18 protein-coding genes and 1 pseudogene are annotated in these 19,273 nt (G+C 61.1%); 9 read left to right on the top strand and 10 right to left on the bottom strand.

The features are described 5' to 3' along the window. The first annotated feature begins 286 nt into the window (after nucleotides 1-286). Nucleotides 287-1,834 (top strand): glycosyltransferase family 39 protein, encoded by a 1,548-nt coding sequence (locus tag ISS99_RS19585; RefSeq protein ID WP_204633286.1) that lies wholly within the window; start codon nucleotides 287-289, stop codon nucleotides 1,832-1,834. A gap of 9 nt (nucleotides 1,835-1,843) precedes the next feature. On the opposite strand, the gene ISS99_RS19580 is transcribed toward ISS99_RS19585, so the two are convergent. Beyond that, nucleotides 1,844-2,233 carry a cytochrome c gene (locus ISS99_RS19580; protein WP_204633285.1) on the bottom strand — a complete coding sequence of 130 codons (390 nt, stop codon included), beginning with the start codon at nucleotides 2,231-2,233 and terminating at the stop codon, nucleotides 1,844-1,846. Between the two features lie 144 nt (nucleotides 2,234-2,377). Between ISS99_RS19580 and ISS99_RS19575 the strand changes: the two genes are divergently transcribed. Beyond that, nucleotides 2,378-3,187: a tRNA threonylcarbamoyladenosine dehydratase gene (locus ISS99_RS19575; RefSeq protein WP_204633284.1), complete on the top strand. Its 810-nt coding sequence runs from the start codon at nucleotides 2,378-2,380 to the stop codon at nucleotides 3,185-3,187. Nucleotides 3,188-3,218: 31 nt separating this feature from the next. Here the strand turns inward: ISS99_RS19575 and gabT are convergent, their stop codons facing one another. From gabT to speB, 4 genes are read right to left on the bottom strand one after another with little or no spacing between them, the layout of a single operon-like run. After that, nucleotides 3,219-4,529 carry a 4-aminobutyrate--2-oxoglutarate transaminase gene (gabT, locus tag ISS99_RS19570; protein WP_204633283.1) on the bottom strand — a complete coding sequence of 437 codons (1,311 nt, stop codon included), beginning with the start codon at nucleotides 4,527-4,529 and terminating at the stop codon, nucleotides 3,219-3,221. 36 nt (nucleotides 4,530-4,565) lie between these two features. After that, a complete protein-coding gene (locus ISS99_RS19565; RefSeq protein WP_204633282.1) occupies nucleotides 4,566-5,345 on the bottom strand; it encodes a carbon-nitrogen hydrolase family protein in 780 nt (259 codons plus the stop codon). Continuing rightward, nucleotides 5,342-6,796 (bottom strand): purine-cytosine permease family protein, encoded by a 1,455-nt coding sequence (locus tag ISS99_RS19560; RefSeq protein WP_204633281.1) that lies wholly within the window; start codon nucleotides 6,794-6,796, stop codon nucleotides 5,342-5,344. Before ISS99_RS19560 ends, ISS99_RS19565 begins: the two co-directional genes overlap by 4 nt. A 20-nt stretch (nucleotides 6,797-6,816) precedes the next feature. Then, nucleotides 6,817-7,944: an agmatinase gene (gene speB, locus ISS99_RS19555; RefSeq protein WP_284343683.1), complete on the bottom strand. Its 1,128-nt coding sequence runs from the start codon at nucleotides 7,942-7,944 to the stop codon at nucleotides 6,817-6,819. A 42-nt stretch (nucleotides 7,945-7,986) separates the two neighbouring features. Between speB and ISS99_RS23815 the strand changes: the two are divergent. Together ISS99_RS23815 and ISS99_RS19550 are read left to right on the top strand one after the other, a co-directional pair. Next, nucleotides 7,987-8,202 (top strand): annotated as a pseudogene (locus tag ISS99_RS23815) (LysR family transcriptional regulator); the annotation flags it as partial. Between the two features lie 48 nt (nucleotides 8,203-8,250). Continuing rightward, nucleotides 8,251-8,955, top strand: a complete 705-nt coding sequence (locus ISS99_RS19550) for a substrate-binding domain-containing protein (RefSeq protein ID WP_338081591.1) — start codon at nucleotides 8,251-8,253, stop codon at nucleotides 8,953-8,955. Between the two features lie 68 nt (nucleotides 8,956-9,023). Here ISS99_RS19550 and phbB read toward each other — a convergent pair whose 3' ends face one another. Together phbB and gluQRS are read right to left on the bottom strand one after the other, a co-directional pair. Next, nucleotides 9,024-9,764: an acetoacetyl-CoA reductase gene (phbB, locus tag ISS99_RS19545; RefSeq protein WP_204633279.1), complete on the bottom strand. Its 741-nt coding sequence runs from the start codon at nucleotides 9,762-9,764 to the stop codon at nucleotides 9,024-9,026. Nucleotides 9,765-9,905: 141 nt separating this feature from the next. Beyond that, the gene (gene gluQRS / locus ISS99_RS19540) at nucleotides 9,906-10,772 is read right to left on the bottom strand and encodes a tRNA glutamyl-Q(34) synthetase GluQRS (RefSeq protein ID WP_204633278.1); all 867 of its coding nucleotides are present in this window, start codon (nucleotides 10,770-10,772) and stop codon (nucleotides 9,906-9,908) included. Nucleotides 10,773-10,913: 141 nt separating this feature from the next. Here gluQRS and htpX point away from each other — a divergent pair, with 141 nt between their 5' ends. The 3 genes from htpX to ISS99_RS19525 all read left to right on the top strand — a co-directional run bounded on the left by htpX (nucleotide 10,914) and on the right by ISS99_RS19525 (nucleotide 14,723). Further along, nucleotides 10,914-11,804 carry a protease HtpX gene (gene htpX / locus ISS99_RS19535; protein ID WP_204633277.1) on the top strand — a complete coding sequence of 297 codons (891 nt, stop codon included), beginning with the start codon at nucleotides 10,914-10,916 and terminating at the stop codon, nucleotides 11,802-11,804. A 70-nt stretch (nucleotides 11,805-11,874) separates the two neighbouring features. Next, nucleotides 11,875-13,746 (top strand): molecular chaperone HtpG, encoded by a 1,872-nt coding sequence (gene htpG / locus ISS99_RS19530; protein ID WP_204633276.1) that lies wholly within the window; start codon nucleotides 11,875-11,877, stop codon nucleotides 13,744-13,746. Nucleotides 13,747-13,817: 71 nt separating this feature from the next. Then, nucleotides 13,818-14,723 (top strand): AEC family transporter, encoded by a 906-nt coding sequence (locus ISS99_RS19525; protein ID WP_204633275.1) that lies wholly within the window; start codon nucleotides 13,818-13,820, stop codon nucleotides 14,721-14,723. Here ISS99_RS19525 and ISS99_RS19520 read toward each other — a convergent pair. Beyond that, entirely contained in the window at nucleotides 14,720-15,328 is a 609-nt protein-coding gene (locus ISS99_RS19520) for a trimeric intracellular cation channel family protein (protein ID WP_204633274.1), read from the bottom strand. The genes ISS99_RS19525 and ISS99_RS19520 overlap by 4 nt on opposite strands. Next, nucleotides 15,325-15,585 (bottom strand): hypothetical protein, encoded by a 261-nt coding sequence (locus ISS99_RS19515; RefSeq protein ID WP_204633273.1) that lies wholly within the window; start codon nucleotides 15,583-15,585, stop codon nucleotides 15,325-15,327. Before ISS99_RS19515 ends, ISS99_RS19520 begins: the two co-directional genes overlap by 4 nt. Before the next feature lie 45 nt (nucleotides 15,586-15,630). On the opposite strand from ISS99_RS19515, the gene ISS99_RS19510 reads away from it, so the two are divergent. Beyond that, the gene (locus ISS99_RS19510; protein ID WP_425490486.1) at nucleotides 15,631-16,035 is read left to right on the top strand and encodes an RNA-binding S4 domain-containing protein; all 405 of its coding nucleotides are present in this window, start codon (nucleotides 15,631-15,633) and stop codon (nucleotides 16,033-16,035) included. A 115-nt stretch (nucleotides 16,036-16,150) separates the two neighbouring features. Beyond that, nucleotides 16,151-16,720: a response regulator gene (locus ISS99_RS19505; RefSeq protein WP_204633271.1), complete on the top strand. Its 570-nt coding sequence runs from the start codon at nucleotides 16,151-16,153 to the stop codon at nucleotides 16,718-16,720. A gap of 98 nt (nucleotides 16,721-16,818) precedes the next feature. On the opposite strand, the gene katG is transcribed toward ISS99_RS19505, so the two are convergent. Beyond that, nucleotides 16,819-18,990, bottom strand: coding sequence for a catalase/peroxidase HPI (gene katG, locus ISS99_RS19500; RefSeq protein ID WP_204633270.1), 2,172 nt, complete (start codon nucleotides 18,988-18,990; stop codon nucleotides 16,819-16,821). Nucleotides 18,991-19,273: the final 283 nt, after the last annotated feature.

Below are 19,273 nucleotides of genomic sequence, written 5' to 3'. Positions count from 1 at the left end.
TTCGCAGGCTCGGCGTAAGGCTCGTGGTGTCTTCGATCACGCGGCTAACGTGATCCAAAATTTTACGCATGCGCCGCAAGTCACGATGAAATGCAGTGACGTCTGAACGCGCACCAACCTGTCACAAATGAGTGACAACCGATTTATGCGGTTCGCGTTAGATTTCACATCCCCGCCGAGACCGATTGCTGGACGGCCATGTCCGTGAACCATCCCCTCCGTCACGTGACAAAGCTGGACGCCAGCATCGTGTCGATCGCCATGCTCGTTACCGCCTGAGTGCTTCATGGCGAACGAACCCAAACAATCCGCGTTGAATGAAACCTGGCTGGCGGCCGACATCGCGTGGATGTTGGGGATCGCACTGCTTGGACTGATCGTGCGTCTGTTCCGCATCGATCATCAGCCTTTCTGGCTGGACGAGGCGCTGACTTGGCAGCGTATCCACCTTGGCCTCAGCGGTTTGGTGTCCGATAGTTTCACCAATCGGCACATGCCTACGTATTTCCTGCTGTTGCAGTTGATTTCTCCGCTAGGCCACGGCAACGATGGTTGGCTGCGAATTCCCTCGGCGCTGTTTGGCGCCGCGTCCGCAGGCGTGGTGTTTGCCATTGCGCGTCGCTTGGGAGGGCGTGGCGCGGGCATGGTGGCAGGATTGCTGATGGCGCTGTCTCCCTTGCAGGTGCAATACGGTCAGGAGGCGCGCTCCTACACCCTGGTCACACTGCTGATCACGGTCGCTTTGTGGGGATTGCTGCGACTGGCACAGGATGCGCCGCGTGCTGCCCTGGATATCCGCCGCGCCGATGCGGAACGCTGGGGATGGGCAACCTATGTGCTGGGCAGTATCGGTGCGCTGGATGTGCTTGGCGATGCCGCGCCCTGGTTGCTTGCATCCAACCTGTCCTTGTTCCTGATCTGGTATCGCTTGCGGTCGGCTACCTCGGCAGGCGAGGGTGCCGCCACCTTCCGACGGAACTGGTTGCTGAGCCTGGTGGCGATCGCCGGCTGTTGTGCACCGTTTTACCTGGCGATTCTGGCTGCCAGCAACAGGCAGCTGCTGCAGAATTTCAATTGGATTCCCGAACTCAGTCTGCAGCACCTGTGGGTCGTTGCCGGCAGTGTTTACCTGATGCGCATGACCGCGGTGGTCAAGTTCGATCTATTGCATACCGCCGTGCCGGTGTTGGGTGCGATGGTGGCACTGGCGGGATGCGTGGGACTGTTTCGCATGCGCCATCGGCTGGAAGGGCGCGTCCTGCTGCTTGGCGTCGTCGTATTGCCCTTGCTGATACTGGCCATATCGTTGTTCAAGTCGATGCTTTTGCCGCGCTACGTCTTGTGGAGCGCGGCGCCGTTCTTCATCCTGGCCGGCCTGGGGGCGGCAGCTTTGCCGCGCCGCGCGTTTCCGGTGGCGGTTACCGCCTTGTTCCTGATGGGGGCAGTGAATCTTGGCCCGGTATACCGGGTGGAAACCAAACCTCGCTGGGACATGGCGGCCGCTACGCTGGCTGCCAACGTCCGTCCAGGAGACACGGTATTCACCGACGATCCCAACGCGCCCACCATGTTGACCGTGCTGCAACCGAAGAACGGTACGCCGATTCAGGCCAACGCACTGGTGACGACGCAATTCGACCAGGCGATTGCGCGTTGGAAGCAAGGTGGGCGGATCTGGGCGGTAAGTGGTCGCTCGGCCCTGGGAAAGCGGGATGACGTGGCCGCGTTCAAATCCCGCCTGGCCGCTTTGGGGGACCCCGCGGAGGAGATTCCCCAGGGCAAGGAAATCACCATCCTGATGTTTCCTGCACCGGAAGAATCGGCGCAAAACTGAGCAAGGCCCTCAACGATACTGTTGATGGCATTCCTTGCAGACCTGGTCGACTGGCTTGAGCGCGGCGATCAGGCTGGGGCAGTCTGCCGGGGCCGACAGGGCTGCCGTTTGCAATGCGGTACGCAAGTGGCCGGCGAGGTCCTGGAACGGTTGGGGGGCATCCGGAAACGCGGCTGGAATGTCACTGGCCGTCATCTGCAAGTGCTGCAACTGCCCCAGGTTGGCGGCGGCATCGCAATGCTGCCCCTTGACGGCCTGCGACAACTGATGGCGATGAAAGCCCATGGTCACCATCACGGCCTGCGGCAAGGGGTTGCGCTCGTTGAGCGCCCGCATGGTGAATACGGTGCCGATGATGCCGATAGCCAGGCCAAGCACGATCAGAAGAGCCGCACGCATGCTGATACCTTCCCGGTCAATGAGTCCCCGAGCATAACGCAGTCCGCGCGGCGAGCGTGCGGCCCCGCTAAAATGCGCCGAATATCTTGAGCAGGGCCCAGGCGTGAAACTTCATACTCCCAAACCGGCACGGGGCCGTCATACGTGAGCGGGCCGGCGTATCCAACCGAACGCTTTGATGGTGTGGAGCGGCTGTATGGCACGGGCAGCGTGGCCCGTCTGGCACGAGCGCACGTATGCGTGGTCGGTATCGGCGGGGTAGGTTCCTGGGCTGCCGAAGCGCTGGTACGCACCGGCGTGGGCCGATTGACCCTGATCGATGCGGATGAGGTCTGTGTTTCCAACACCAACCGCCAATTGCATGCATTGGATGGCGAGTACGGCAAGCCGAAAGTTGGCGTGATTGCAGCGCGTGCGCATGCGATCAATCCCTCGATTCGCCTGGAAGCCATCGAACGCTTTCTTACCCCTGCGACGCTGGACGAATTGCTGGATCGCGGTTACGACGTGGTGCTGGACGCGTGCGACGCCTTCCGTGTGAAGCTGGAGGCCATTGCCTGGTGCCGGCGCCGCAAGCTGCCGATGGTGACGGTCGGCTCGGCCGGCGGACGCACTGACCCTACGCAGGTCCGCGTACGCGATCTGTCGCGTACCGAACACGATGCGATGTTCAGCTTGATTCGCAAAAAACTCCGCCAGGATTTCGGCTTTCCGCGCAACCCCGATCGATACTTCGGCGTGTCGGCAGTGTATTCGCTGCAGAACGTGCAGTACCCGCAACCCGACGGGACAGTATGCGGAACCCGCCCACCGGGTGGCGACGCATTGAACCTGGCTTGCGGCGGCGGCTTGGGCGCCGCCACCCACGTCACCGGTGCCTTTGCCTTCGCTGCAGTTGGCAAGGTGTTGGAAAAATTGTTGCAGTCCGCGGCGGCAGATCAGCGGAACGCCTGATCCGCCGTCGCGGCGCAAAATGCGCTGGCGATCAGCCGCGCAGCGCCTGCGAGAGGATGGCGAGTCCTTCTTCGAATACCGCTTCCTCGATGGTCAGCGGAAACAGGAAGCGGACGACGTTGCCGTAAGTGCCGCAGGTAAGCAGCAGCAGCCCGGCAGCCTCGGCACGTTGTTGCACCTGTTTGGCGAAAGCCGGATCAGGTTGCCCGTCAGGCTGCAAGAATTCCACCGCCACCATCGAGCCTGGGCCGCGCACTTCGGCGATTTGCGGAACCTGCGCCCGCAAGTGCTCCAGGTGAGCTTTCAGTCGTTGCCCCAATTGCTCTGCGCGCGCGCACAGCTGTTCTTCCTCGATGACATCGAGCACGGCATGCGCGGCGGCGACAGCCAGCGGGTTGCCGGCGTAGGTGCCGCCAAGTCCGCCTGGAGCCGGAGCGTCCATGATTTCCGCGCGGCCGATCACCCCGGACAGCGGCAAGCCGCCGCCAAGGCTCTTGGCTATGGTCATGAGATCGGCAAGCACATCGTAGTGTTCCATCGCAAACAACTTGCCGGTGCGGGCGAAGCCGGTCTGGATTTCGTCGGCGATCAGCAGGATGCCGTGTTTGTCGCAGACATCCCGCAAGGCGCGCATGAATTCAGACGGCGCGGGGTGGAACCCGCCTTCGCCCTGTACCGGCTCGAGAATGATGGCAGCGACCTGGCTGGCATCGATGTCCGCCTTGAAACGTTGTTCGATTGCACGTAGCGAGTCTGCAACGGTTACGCCATGCAGCGGCACTGGCGCCGGCACGTGAAAGACGCTGCCCGGAAATGGTCCGAAGCCGGTTTTGTACGGAGCTACTTTGCCGGTCAATGCCATGCCCATGAACGTGCGGCCGTGGAAGCCTCCGCCAAGTGCGATGACGCCAGGACGTCCGGTCGCGCAGCGCGCGATCTTGATTGCGTTTTCGACTGCTTCCGCGCCAGTGGTAAAGAAGGCGGTCTTTTTGACGAAGGGGCCTGGCGAGAGCCGATTCAGCCGTTCAGCGAGCGCCACCGAACTTTCGTACGGCACGACCTGATAAGCGGTGTGCGTGAAGCTTTGCAATTGCTCCTGCACTGCTTGCAAAACGCGTGGATGGCGATGGCCGACATTGAGCACGGCAATGCCCGAGCCGAAATCAATGTAGCGACGCCCCTCCACATCCCACAGTTGGGCATTTTCGGCGCGCTGGGCATAGATCGGAAAGCCGATGCCGATGCCTCGCGGGGTGGCGGCGATACGGCGAGCTTCGATCTGAGCATTGGTCGATGAAGCCGTAGTGTGGAGGTCTCGCTTCGAAAGCACGGAATGATTCATGGTAAGTCTCGCTTGGGGAGGGGCACTGATCGCGGGTCAGATGCCTTCGATGAGGTAACCGGTCAAGTGCCGGGTTTTCGCGTGCGTTTGTGCAACCTGGTCGGTGTCCAGCACGATGTCGATCACGGCCTCGTTTTCGGATGAGGCCAGTGCTACGGTTTTGCCGGTGGGATCGGCGACGTGGCTTTCTCCGCTGAAGCAATAGCGATCACCTTGGCCGACGCGGTTGGCCATGGCGATGAACAACCGATGGTCCATCGCGCGCACGGGAATGGCTTGGCGATGAACGTGGCTGTCCGGATGCATCATGCCGTCCACCAGCACGATCAAATCGGCGCCCTGGCGCGCAAGTTTGCAGGCAGGGGCTGGGAATTCGATGTCGAAACAGATCAGCAGGCCGACTCGTATGCCATGCCAGTCGCACACCGGAAAGCGGGTGCCCGCTTCGAACACACCGTCATCCGATTCGTAAAGGCAGGTTTTTCGATAATGCAGGCAAATTCGTCCGGTTTCATCGACGAGCAACGCGGCATTGAAGTAGCGGCCCTGGTCGGCTTCCGCAAAGCCGATGATCACGCTGACCCCTGCCTGCCGCGCGGCATGGCGAACGGCGCTGATGGATGCACCGTCCAGCGACTCGGCAAGGCGACCTACGTTCTCCGGCGTGGGAAAACCGCTGATGCACGTTTCCGGAAACACCACCAGATCGGCCACGTCTGCACTGGTCGCGATGATGTGCAGCACCTTGGCGAGATTTTCTTCGATACCGCCATCCCTCAAGGTTGGCTGAGTCAGCCTGAGTCGCAATGGATTCATGGTGCCCGTTTCCTGGACGTGGAGTCTCCCGTCCCGATAGCGCGGATAACCCGTTCTTCCACCTGGATATCGATGGATCGCGCCAGCAGCAGGTAAACGGTTCCGGAAACGATTAGTCCCACCAGCCAGGCGATATCCACCCCTTCCAGTCGACGGGCGAAGTAGCCGACAAAGACTTCCTGATTGTTGCTGACGTCGGCGATGTAGAAGAACGGCACCATGGCCGCAAAGCCAATCAGGTAGGCCGAAATGCCACGCATCTGCCACGCACCGTAGATGCCCGAAGGCGTAAAAAAGTGTGGGATGGCATAGCGGCCCTTGCGCACCAGGAAATAATCGACCAGGTTGATGGCGGTCCACGGCACCAGGAAATACAGCAGCATGAGCAGGAAAATGTGCAACAAGGCGATGCCGTCGCCATGGATAGAGAAGACGCAAGCCAGCAGCAACATGCTGATCAGAACGATGGCCACGACGCGATGCCGGCGCGTGGGGCGGATACGGCGGATCGAGTCCACGCCGGTGAGTACGGTCAACGTGGCGCTGTAGGTGTTCAAGGCGATGATGGGCAGGAAGCCCAGCACGGAAACGATGACCACCAAGCTGCCAAAGCCTGGAAATAACGTGTCGCCAACCTGGCCCAGCGAGGCCAGCGCATCGGTGGCGTGAAGTTGTTGGGCCAGCCAGGCGCCAAGGCCGATCATCCATGCCCCCGACAATGACGCGCCAAGAAAAATGTTGGCGATCAGTTTTTTCGGGCAGGTATGTTTGGGCAGATAGCGTGAATAGTCCGAAACATAAGGTGCATAGGAAATGTTGTAGCCCGCAGCAATCGCAAACTGGGTAAAAAACGCGACCCAGTTGAAGCCGGGCGTTACCGTTGCCGACACCGGCTGAGGGCTGGCGCCGAGCATCAGTGCCAAGGTGACGATCGTGTACAAGGGCAGGGTGGCGATCAGTGCCCAGGTGAACACCTTGTGCATCAGATCGTGCCCATAGATGGACAGCAGGGCTCCCAGCACGATGGCCAGCGTACCCACCAGAACGGGATCGAACCCGAATACGCCGTGCAGACCTTGCATGATCAGCGTGACGTTGACGACGTTGAAGCCCACGAACACAAACAGTGTTGCCAGCAAGGCCAGGATCACGCCGCGATAGCCGAACTGCGCGCGCGACTGGATCATCTGCGGCAACCCCATCTGCGGTCCCTGCGAACCGTGGAATGCCATGAACAGGGTGCCGAACATGATGCCGAGGGCGCCTGCCAGCGTGGTCCAGCCTGCGGACAGGCCCATGCCAGGGCCGACAAAGCCGATCGAAATGGTGAAGAAATGAAAATTGCCCAGAAACCAGAACGGGCCCTGGCTGCGTAGTCTTGCGTGGCGCTCGTTTTCCGGTACGTAGTCGATCGAATGGTTTTCTATCTTCGTTGCGGCAACACGGTTCACGAGCACATTCCTTGTCACGTTCAATCCCTGCGGGGGACTCCGGGCATGACACAAAGCAATTCGTAGGCGAGATTGGCTGCCAACAATGCCGTGGTGCCTTGCGGGTCGTATGGCGGCGACACTTCCACGACGTCGGCGCCGATCAGGTTCATCCCCCATGCGCCGCGGATGATTTCGAGTGTTTGCGGCACGGTGAGGCCGCCGATTTCCGGCGTGCCCGTGCCTGGCGCAAAGGCAGGGTCGATACCGTCGATATCCAACGAAAAATAGGCCGGACCCGATCCGATTCTGGTGCGCACTTCGTCCATCAGCGGAACTAGCGAACGTCCCCAGCATTCCTCAACCTGCACCACCTGGAAGCCTTGCTGGCGGCACCAGTCGAAATCCTCCGCGGTGTAGCCGGTGCCGCGCAGTCCGATTTGTACGACGCGGTGTGGGTCGATCAATTCTTCTTCCACGGCGCGCCGGAAGGTGGTGCCGTGGGCGATTTTTTCGCCGAACATCGTGTCGTTGACGTCGGCGTGCGCATCGATGTGGATCAGGCCGATCGGTCCATGCCGTTTTCGCAGCGCACGCAAGATGGGCAGGGTGACCGTATGGTCGCCGCCGAGGGTGATGGTTCGGCATCCTGCTTCGACGATGGGTGTAAAGGCCCGCTCGATGCGTGCGACGGAATCAAGCAGGTTATAAGGATTGATGGCGACGTCGCCGAGATCGGCGATTCGCAATGCATCGAAAGGGGCGGCGCGGGTTGCCATATTGTACGGGCGCAGCAGTACGGATTCGCAGCGTATCTGGCGGGGCCCGAAGCGCGTTCCGGATCGGTTCGATGTGCCGGTGTCGAGCGGTATGCCGATAAATCCGACATCGAGTGTCGAAGGGTTATCGATGACCGGCAGGCGCATCATGCTGGCAATGCCGCCAAAGCGCGGCATGTTGTTGCCGCCTAGCGGTTGATGCAGTTGATCAACCACGCTGGTGCTTCCTGAGGCGCACCAGTCGGCTGAGTAATGAGGGGCGTTCGTGCATAAGCTTGCGTTCCATGCAGTTTCGTCCAAGTTCCAAAAAGCCATCCCTGGCGCTGCTGCCTCGCGCGGTTTCAACGCCTGACAGTTCCATGAATTCGATGCTAGGCCGAGGGCGAGCACTCTTCTATCGCCAATCTAGCGCGTCTACATTGGTGCGCTTCGATGTATCAAGGAAGATTCAATATGCTTGGTAACTTGTCCGATCTGGACTTACGCCTGATTCGCGTTTTTATAGCGATCGTGGATGCGGGAGGCTTGTCTGCCGCCCAGGGATCATTGAATGTCGGACAATCCACCCTGAGCGGACAGCTTGCTACGCTCGAGACGCGGCTGGGTTATTCGCTGTGTCAGCGCGGTCGTGCTGGTTTTCGACTTACACCTAAGGGCGAGCGCTTCGTGAAACTTGCGCGAAGCCTGATCGGCGCCGTGAACGACTTCGGCATTCAGGTACGCCATCTGGATCGAAAGCTGGTCGGCACGCTGAGCATTGGCCTGATCGGCCACGTGTCGACCGAAAAGAATCTGCGCATTGCTCGCGCGATAGCGCGCTTCAGGCAGCGCGACGAGGCGGTGAGGTTTGTATTATTCGCGCGCACCCCGGGTAACCTGGAGTCGCAACTTCTCAATGGACAGTTGCAGCTTGCCGTGGGGTATTTTGCCAATCGGGTTCCTGCGCTCCAGTACGTGCCGCTCTTCGTGGAGCGGCAACTGGCTTATTGCGGACGCGAGCATCCTTTGTTTGCCCGTGCAGGAAACCTGTCGCCGGATGAACTGGCCGGATGCGAATGGGCATGGCGCAGCTACCTGCTTCCCGCCGTCCGGTGGGTGCCGGTGCCATCATTGATGACGGCGGTCACCGACGACATGGAAGCCACCGCCGTATTGGTGCTGTCCGGTCGGCACCTGGGCTATCTGCCGGATCACGTTGCCGCGCCTTACCTCGCTGCCGGGCTGATTGCCGCGCTCAACCCCGGACTCCTTCGTTACGATGCGGACTTTTACGTGGCAACACGCAGCCAAGCCTGCATCGACGAGGTCACCCAGGCGTTCCTGGAGGACTTATTGACGGAGGAATCAACGTTGTCGGCGCTCCAATCCGCACTCGGCAATCTGGATGTGAGCGAAATGTGAAGGGAATACGAGCGAGCCGCTCCATTTGGAGCGGCTCGCTGGAAATACAAACACAAGGACCTTTGAGATCACCAACCCATGTAGTGGCCGCCGTTGATCGACAGGTTGGCGCCGGTGATCCAACTGGCCTCGTCGGTCGTAAAGAAGGTCACGGCGTGCGCGATTTCTTCAGGCTTGCCCAGCCGGCCCACCGGGATTTGCGCCACGATCTTCTCGCGTACTTCCTCAGGCACCGCCATCACCATGTCGGTGGCCACGTAACCGGGCGATACCGTGTTCACCGTGATGCCGAAACGCGCGTTTTCCTGTGCCAGCGAGATGGTGAAGCCGTGCATGCCGGCCTTGGCGGCTGCGTAGTTGGCTTGGCCGTACTGGCCTTTCTGCCCGTTGATCGAGCTGATCTGCACGATACGGCCCCATTTGCGCGTGCGCATGTCCTCAATCACTGGGCGGGTAACGTTGAAGCAGGCGTTGAGGTTGGTGTTCACCACGTCCATCCACTGCTGGTAGGTCATCTTGTGGAAGGTGGTATCGCGAGTAATGCCGGCGTTGTTGACCAGGATCTCGATCGGGCCGCACTTGTGATGGATGGCGTTGATCATGTCTTCGCACGACCCGGGTTCGGCAACGTCGCCGGCCACCAGGCACACCTCGATGCCTTCGTCCGACATTTTCTTGCGCCAGGCTTCGGCCTTTGCTTCGTCGCGGTAATTGGTGGCGACTTTGTGCCCCTGTTTGACGAGGTAGCGCACGATGGCCGTGCCGATGCCGCCGGTGCCACCCGTAACCAATGCCGTACGCTGTGCCATGACCTGATCTCCTTGATTGTCTGCGAGGGAAGTCTCCGCGGCGTGCGCGGACAAACTGGGGTTATACGCAGACATCATGAAAGAATATCGGTTCTCGGTATCACGAACATGTTTCGACTGCGTACCGATCTTTATACCGGGTTAGGCCACGTGATGATCGCTGCATTGCGGCAAATGCTGCGGATTGAAATGAGCAAGCGCCGCATTGAGCAGCCCGGCAGCATCGCGGGCTCCGGCATCGGGCTCCATACCCAAAAATGACAGCGCGCGGCGCAGGCTGGGCAACGGATCGGCCGGATCGATTTCGCGCGAGCGTTCGGACTTCGACAATTTTCGGCCTTGGCTGTCCAGCACCAGGGGCAGGTGCAGGTAGCGCGGCGTCGGCAAACTCAGACAACGTTGCAGCCAGATCTGACGCGCAGTGGAGTCGAGCAGATCGTTGCCGCGAACCACGTCGCTGATGCCTTGCCAGGCATCGTCCACCACGCAGGCCAACTGATAAGAGTAGAAACCTTCGACCCGGCGGATCACGAAATCGCCGACTGCGTCGCGCAAAGACTGACTTTGCGGCCCCTGCAAGGCATCCGTGAAATGAATGGACTCATCCGGCACCCGGATCCGCCACGCCGGAGGGCGGTCGAGATCCGCTGGCGCGACGCAATGCCCATCGCGATGCAGGCCATTGGCGGTGGCGAGGTCGGTACGGCTGCACCAGCAGGGAAAGAGCAGGCCGGTCTGGCGCAATTGTTCAAACGCCGCGTCATAAGCGGCCATTCTCGATGACTGATAGATGACAGGCCCATCGGCGATCAGGCCGAAGGCTGGCAAGGCAGCCAGAATGGCGGCGGCCGATCCGGCCACTTCGCGCGGCGGGTCGATATCTTCCACGCGCAGCAACCACTGGCCGCCAGCGTGGCGGGCACACAGCCAACTGCCTACGGCAGCAACCAGGGAGCCGGCATGCAGCAGGCCGGTGGGGGAGGGAGCGAAACGTCCGCGATAATTCATCGGCGCATTTTACGGAAGCTGACCGAACTGCCCATGGCCGGCCGATGAAAGCGGCTTAAGCCTTGAAAAGGCGGGCTTTTGCCCGAATCTCTGCTGCCGGATTACCATTGTTTCCTTAAGTGTGACCGACCAAGGACCGTTATGCGCCGCATCGCACTCTTCCTCGTTACCAATCTAGCCGTCCTGCTCCTGCTTGGCATGGTCTGCCATCTCTTTGGTGTCGACCAGTGGGCAGCGATGCGCGGCTATGGCGGCATGCCGGGGCTGCTCATCTTCGCGGCCGTGTTCGGCATGGGAGGTGCGTTCATTTCGCTGGCCACGTCCAAGTGGATGGCCAAGATGACCACTGGCGCCCGCGTGATCGAGCAGCCGCAGAATGACGCCGAGCGCTGGCTGGTGGAGACGGTTCGTCGCCATGCCCAGAATGCCGGCATCGGCATGCCCGAGGTGGCCATCTACGACGCGCCGGAAATGAATGCGTTCGCCACCGGCATGACCAAGAACAGCGCCCTGGTTGCGGTGAGCACCGGCCTGCTGCAGCAGATGGATCGCGAACAGGTGACGGCCGTGCTCGGTCACGAAATCGGGCACGTTGCCAATGGCGACATGGTGACGCTTACCTTGATCCAGGGCGTGCTCAACACGCTGGTGATCCTGGCTGCCCGTGTCGTTGGCCGGCTGGTCGACAGCTGGCTTTCCGGAGGGCGCGACAATCGCGGCGGATCGGGCATCGGTTATTTTGTCTCGGTGATGGTGCTGCAATTGGTGTTCGGCCTGTTCGCCTCGATGATCGTGATGGCGTTCTCGCGCTGGCGCGAATTCCACGCCGACGCGGCCGGCGCGAAGTTGGCGGGTCGCGGCGCGATGATCTCGGCCTTGCAGCGCCTGCAGCTCAACCACGGCGAAAGTACCCTCCCCAAGACGATGGCGGCCTTTGGCATTTCCGGTCCCTTGGCGCAGGGGTTCCAGCGCCTGTTCATGAGCCATCCGCCGCTGGAAGAGCGCATCGCAGCCCTGCAAAAGCAGGGATGAAGAACGTCGTTCTCCACTGGCTTTTCGTTTCCCATCTGATACCCACTCAAAACACAACTCACTCAATCGCATGACGACTCCTACTGCCGAAACCCGCAAATTCGAAGCCGAAGTCGCCCAGGTACTGCACCTGGTGACGCATTCCCTTTATTCGCACAAGGAAATCTTCCTGCGCGAACTGATCTCCAACGCTTCCGACGCGTGCGACAAGCTGCGCTTCGAGTCCATCGCCAAGCCCGAGCTGCTGGCCGGCGATGCCGAGCTGCACATCGACGTAAGCTGGGATCCGGCCGCGCGCACGATTACCGTTCGCGACAATGGCGTAGGCATGAGCCGTGACGAAGTGGTTGCCAACATCGGCACCATCGCCAGCTCCGGCACCCGCCGTTTCCTGGAGGCAATGAGCTCGGAGCAGAAGAGCGATGCGCGCCTGATCGGCCAGTTCGGCGTGGGCTTCTATTCTTCGTTCGTGGTGGCGGACAAGGTGACGGTACTAAGCCGTCGTGCCGACGCACCCGCCAGTGATGGCGTGAAGTGGGAAAGCGACGGAAAAGGCGAATACTCGCTGGAGCAGGTCGACCTTGCCGAGCGCGGTACCGCCGTGATCCTGCATTTGAAGGCCGACGAGGACGAATTCCTCAAGCGCTGGCCGTTGCGCTCCCTGATTACCCGCTATTCCGACCACGTCGCCTTTCCCATCCGCATGCCGGTGGAGAAGGACGACCAGCCTACCGATGAATGGGAGACCGTCAACGCCGCTTCGGCATTGTGGGCCAAGCCCAAGAGCGAAATCAGCGAGGAAGATTACCAGAGCTTCTACAAGTCGCTGGGCCACGATTTCAACGATGCGTTGGCCTGGACCCACAACCGCGTGGAAGGCAGCCAAAGTTTCACTACGCTGCTGTATATCCCTTCGCAGCCGCCGTTCGAACTGATGATGGGCGGCCGCGACGAACGCAAAGGCTTGAAGCTGTACATCAAGCGCGTCTTCATCATGGATGCAGCCGAAGAGCTGTTGCCGAACTACCTGCGTTTCGTGCGTGGCGTGGTCGACGCAGACGACCTGCCGTTGAACGTGAGCCGCGAAATCCTGCAGCAGAATCGCCAGTTGGAACGCATCAAGTCCGCTTGCGTCAAGCGCGTGCTCGACCTGATCGAAAAGCTGGCCAGGGACGAGCCCGAGAAATTCGAGACGTTCTATAAAGCGTTCGGCAACACGCTCAAGGAAGGTATCGCCGAAGACCACGCCAATCGCGAGCGCATCGCCAAGTTGCTGCGTTTCGCTTCCACCAAGGGCGAGGGCAACGCTCAGAAAGTATCGCTCGACGACTACATCGCCCGCATGGCCATTGGCCAGGACATCATCTGGTACATCACGGCCGACAGTTATGCGGCGGCGGCAGGAAGTCCGCAACTGGAGGCTTTCAAGGCCAAAGGTATCGAGGTGCTGTTGATGTCAGACCGCATCGACGAGTGGATGATTGGCAGCCTGACTGAGTATGCGGGCAAGAAGCTGCGCAATGTCGCCAAGGGCGAACTGCCGCTGGACGAAGCCGACAAGAAGCAGCAGGAGGAAGCCAGCAGGGCGGCCGAGCCGCTGTTGAAGAAACTCAAAGAGCTGTTGGGCGATCGCGTGGGCGAGGTAAAAGTCTCCGCGCGGCTGACCGATTCGCCTTCGTGCCTGGCCTTGTCCGACTACGAGATGGCCCCGCATCTGGCGCGCCTGTTGCGCGAGGCCGGACACGACATGCCTGCGAACAAGCCGACGCTGGAGATCAATCCGCAGCATCCGCTGCTCAAGCGCGTCGAGGCGGAAGGCGACGGCGTCAAGGCCGAAGATCTCGCCAGCTTGCTGCTTGAGCAGGCGGAGATCGCAGCCGGTGCGCAGCTGGCGGATCCGGCTGCTTTCGTGCAGCGTTTGAATCGCGTACTGCTGGGCTGAGCTCAAGCCCTCTGCGTGTTCGAGCGAAGGCGGCCGCTATACTGCGGCCGCCTTTGTTTTGATTGGAGTCCATGAGCGCGCTGCTACTGCTGTTTGCCTGCATGGCCCTGGGGCTGGCGGTTGCGCGCTGGGCGCGGCCGCCTGCGGGTATCGTGCCGGGCATCAACTGGTGGGTGATCAACGTTGCCTTGCCGGCATTGGTGCTGGACCTGATTCCTCGCGTAAAAATCGACGTACAGCTGTGGTTTCCCGTGGCGGCGATGGTCGTCACATTTGGCGGCGCGTGGCTGCTGTTTGGTCTGTTGGGTCCTCGCCTGGGCTGGTCGCGAGGGCGGATCGGTGCCCTGGTCCTGGTTTGCGGCCTGGGCAATACCTCGTTCATGGGATATCCGATGATGCTGGCCTTGCATGGCCAGCCGGGGCTGTCGCTGGCCGTGGTGGCCGATCAGTTGGGCTGCTTCCCGCTGCTGTCTTCGGCAGGCATCGTGGTGGCCTCGATTTATGCGGGCAGAAGCCCTGACCTGGGCGTGATCGTGCGGCGCATCCTTACTTTCCCTTCTTTTGTGGCGTTGATCTTTGGCATGGTCGTCGGCGCCATGGGCGGTTGGCCGGCGATGGTGCATGGTGTGCTGTCGCCGATCGGCGCAACGCTCACCCCGCTGGCTTTGTTTTCGGTGGGAATGCAGTTTCAGTTCCGGCTTGGTGCGAAACAACTCAGTGCACTGGCCTGGGGACTTGGCTGGAAACTTTTGCTGGCGCCGCTGGCGTGCTGGCTGATCGGCATCGTCACGGGTGTCGGCGGCCTGGTCCTCACCATCGGCGTGCTGCAGGCAGCCATGGCTCCCATGATCTCGGCAGCCATCCTCGCCGATGAATACGAACTCGACCCGCCGCTTGCCAATGCCGTGCTTGGTGCCGGCATCGTCTTGTCCCTGCTGACGGTACCGCTGGGTAATGGCCTGCTGCCGGCCGGTTAATGCAAGGCATGCAACCGAGGCAAATGCGCACCGTCCATCACGGCGAGCATACGCAGCCCGAGAATGACGGCAACCCCGACGCAAACCGCAAAGGTGCGCGGTGCGCCGACTTTTTGCAGGATCAGATACACCACGACGCCGCCGACGGCCGCCGTGGCATATAGATCCTGTTGGAAGATCAACGGTACGCGAGCGCTCATGACGTCGCGCAACATGCCGCCGGCGGTACCGGTCATGGCACCCATCAACACGACGATCAGCGGCGAGTGTGCTTCCGACTCGGCGATTTGCGCCCCGCTGATCGCGAACAAGGCCAGGCCCAGCGCGTCGGCGATCAGCAGGCTGTAACCCGGTGGCGGCAGGAAGGCGACGTAGACCATGGTCAGTGAGGCGGCAATCAGGATCACCAGCAAGTAGCGGGCGTCGCGGATCCAGAAAATCGGGTGGCGATTGAGCAGTACGTCGCGCAAGGTGCCGCCGCCGATGGCGGTCAAGGCCGCCAGGGCGAAGCCGCCGAGCAGGTCCATTCCCGAATGCGCGGCAACCAGTACGCCGCTTACCGCGAATACCGCCACGCCGATCAGGTCCAGCAGGTAGAGAATCATTTTCTTGTCGCCGCGTTCGCAAGCGCCTGCAGGCCCTTCTGGGCATCTTTCAGGCCACAGGCATGGCGGATGCGATAGAGCATCAGGGCATTGATGCGACGGCCGGCGAAGTGCTCGCGCAGGATTTCCTCATCGCTGATGCTTTCCGGCGCGCGTTGGGGAACGGTTGTTTTTGAGGAGAACCTGCGAGCTACCTGGAGACCGGCCCAACAAGCCAAAAGGACGAGCGGGATGACGGTGCTTGACGGGACTGTCACGGACAACCTCCTTGATCGCACGCGGATGGGGAGATAATGACACCCATGAGCGACTCCAGTCTTCCTTCTTTTGTGGCCGTGCGGGCAGACGTCTGGTTGTGGGCTGCCCGCATGTTCAAAACCCGCAGCCTGGCCAAGCAGGCGATCGACGGCGGCAAGGTGGACGTCAACGGAACCGGTTGCAAGCCATCCAAGACCTTGCACGTTGGCGATACCGTGCGGTTGACGCGGGGGGAAGAGCGCCTGGAGCTGGAAATAATGGCGCTCTCGGAGCAGCGCGGACCGGCCAGCGCGGCCCAGCTCCTCTATCGGGAAACCGAAGCCAGCCGTGTCGCCCGCGAACAGCTGCGAGAATCGCGCCGGCTCAGCGGCGCCGGCCTGAACCGGCCGCCCACTCGGCCAAATAAGCAGGAACGTCGGGAATTGCGACGGCTTAAGGATTTCTCGTGAGCAGCACATCTCAGAAATCCGCCTGAATCTGCGTGAATATCCTTCCAAAAGCGGCTGCCCTCAACGTTAGGCGGTCCGCACTGGCAGACGCAGTGGTGGATTTAGGGGATATGCCATGAATGGAATGGGATTTTTCAAGCGCTTGCTTGGCAATCACGCCTCGGAGACCGGGCATAACGGCCGGATGCAGCAAGCTGCTTCCGGCACGAGGATGCTGGTGGTGGACGATTCCCCGACCATACGTGCCGTGTTGGGCAAGATGCTCGGGCAGGAAGGCTATGCCGTACAAAAGGCGGTCGATGGCGAGAGCGCGATCGAGCTGGCCAAGACCGAGCAACCGGAAGTGATTTTCCTGGATATCGTGCTGCCGGGCATCAACGGTTTTGCGGTGCTTCGCGCACTGCGCCACGACCCGCTTACGCAGCACATTCCGATTGTGATGATCAGCGGCAACCAGCAGGCGACCGAGCAGTTCTATGTGCAGCGCTTCGGTGCCGACGACTTCATCAAGAAGCCCTTCGGTCAGCGTGAAGTGCAGCAGGCGATCGATCAACTGGTGAGGGCCGGGCGCCTGGCTTCCCGCGAGTCGGCGGTGACCGTGCCTGTTGCCGAAGTGGGTGAGCCGGGGCGCGCGGCGCCCTCTTATGAAGAAATCAACGACGTCGTGGCCGGGATGGCGGCGTAAGTCCCGCAGCGGTACCTCGCTGGCGGAAGTTCAATAGCTTCAGACGGAAACGCCGCAGCGCAGGGAGCGCTGCGGCGTTTTTTTTAGGCCGGAACGGACTAGAACCGATCCAGGTTCATGACCTTGTTCCAGGCTGCAACGAAGTCGTGCACGAACTTCTGCTTTGCATCCTCGCTGGCATAGACTTCTGCCAGGGCACGAAGCTGGGAGTTGGAACCAAAGAGCAGATCGACACGCGTACCGGTCCAGGTGGTGGCACCCGTTTTGCGATCGCGCCCTTCAAACACATCCTCTGCGTCCGACACCGCCTTCCACTCCGTCCCCATGTCGAGCAGGTTGCGGAAGAAATCGTTGGTGAGGGTTCCCGGTTGCTTGGTGAAGACACCATGCTTGCTCTGCCCGACGTTGGCATCGAGGACGCGAAGTCCGCCAAGTAATACAGTCATCTCCGGTGCGGTGAGCGTCAACAATTGCGCCTTGTCGACTAGCAAGGTTTCGGCCGCAACGCCGTATTTGCCCTTGAGATAGTTGCGGAATCCATCGGCGATCGGTTCTAGCACGGCGAACGACTCGATGTCGGTCTGTTCCTGCGAGGCATCCGTCCGTCCGGCGGTGAAGGGCACCGTGACATTCACGCCGCCGTTCTTCGCGGCCTGCTCGACGCCGGCACAGCCAGCCAGCACGATCAGATCGGCAAGCGAGACTTTCTTGCCTCCCACCTGCGCGTCGTTGAATTCACGCTGGATGCCTTCGAGCACCTTTAACGCCTTTGCCAACTGCTCCGGTTGATTGACGGCCCAGTCTTTCTGCGGCGCGAGACGAATGCGTGCGCCATTGGCACCGCCGCGCTTGTCGGAGCCGCGGAAGGTGGATGCCGAGGCCCATGCGGTGGAAACCAACTGCGAAACGGACAAGCCCGAAGCGAGGATCTTGGCCTTGAGCGCAGCGGCATCCTGCGCATCGATCAGCTTGTAATCGACGGCGGGAACGGGGTCTTGCCAGATCAGCTCTTCGGTGGGTACTTCCGGACCGAGGTAGCGTGCACGCGGCCCCATGTCGCGGTGCGTGAGCTTGAACCAGGCTCGGGCGAATGCGTCGGCGAACTGCTCCGGATGTTCGAAGAAGCGCCTGGAAATTTTTTCATAGGCGGGATCGAAACGCAGGGACAGGTCGGTGGTGAGCATGGTCGGTGCGTGGCGTTTGGCCGGATCGTGCGCATCCGGGATCGCGTTGGCTCCAGCACCGTTCTTCGGCTTCCACTGGTGGGCCCCGGCCGGGCTCTTGGTCAGCTCCCACTCGTAGCCGAACAGGTTTTCGAAGAAGTTGTTGCTCCAACTGGTCGGCGTGTTGGTCCAGGTGACTTCCAGGCCGCTGCCGATCGCATCGCCGCCCTTGCCGGTGCGATAGCTGCTGCCCCAGCCCAGGCCTTGCTGTGCCAGGCCGGCTGCCTCCGGATCGGGGCCGACGTGCGAGGCCGGGCCGGCGCCGTGGGTCTTGCCGAAGCTGTGGCCCCCAGCGATCAGCGCAACGGTTTCTTCGTCGTTCATGGCCATGCGCGCGAATGTCTCGCGAATGTCCCTGGCCGCCGCCACCGGGTCCGGATTGCCGTTCGGGCCTTCCGGATTGACGTAAATCAGCCCCATCTGCACGGCGGCGAGTGGGTTCTCCAGATCGCGGTCGCCGGAATAGCGCTTGTCATCCAGCCAGGTGGTTTCGGAACCCCAGTAGACATCTTCCTCCGGCTCCCACACGTCTTCGCGTCCGCCACCGAAACCGAAGGTCTTGAAGCCCATCGATTCCAGCGCGACGTTGCCGGTGAGAATCATCAGGTCGGCCCAGGAAATCTTCTGGCCGTATTTCTGCTTGATCGGCCACAACAATCGGCGTGCCTTGTCCAGATTGACGTTGTCGGGCCAGCTGTTGAGCGGAGCAAAACGCTGTTGCCCGGCACCGGCGCCGCCACGGCCGTCGCCTACGCGGTAGGTGCCGGCGCTGTGCCAGGCCATGCGGATGAACAGCGGGCCGTAGTGGCCGAAGTCCGCCGGCCACCAATCTTGCGAGTCGGTCATCAGCGCATGCAGGTCTTTTTTCAGCGCCGCAAGGTCGAGAGTCTTGAAGGCCTCGGCGTAGCTGAAGTTCGCATCCAGGGGATCGGTCGAAGGGGTGTTCTGGTGCAGGACTTTTAGATTGAGCTGGCTGGGCCACCAGTCCCGGTTGGTCGGGCCGTTACTGGCCGTGTGGTTGAAGGGGCACTTCGATTCGTTTGACATGGGTTCTCCACCTTTGCTCGTTGGCATCCAGCTACTCGGTCCAGATTGCAGCCCAAGTATCGATAAGTGAAAGGCCTTTATTCAGGGTGTGCGGTCATGCATCGCCACGTTTGCGATTGCACCCTCCGAGTTGGCGACAAGCTGCCTGTCTGGCGTAAACAGCGACTGCATCGGAAGAAACGTCAAGCGCTCCGCAGTCGCCGTTCACAGGGGCTTTTCTTTACGCGATCCGGCGAGTGACTTTGACTTTCCCAGTCGAATTTACGCGTAAGGTATCGCCGAT

Origin of the sequence: Dyella mobilis (assembly GCF_016904945.1) — a bacterium.
GTDB lineage: Bacteria > Pseudomonadota > Gammaproteobacteria > Xanthomonadales > Rhodanobacteraceae > Dyella_B > Dyella_B mobilis.
This window is presented reverse-complemented; position numbering and strand designations above follow the sequence as displayed.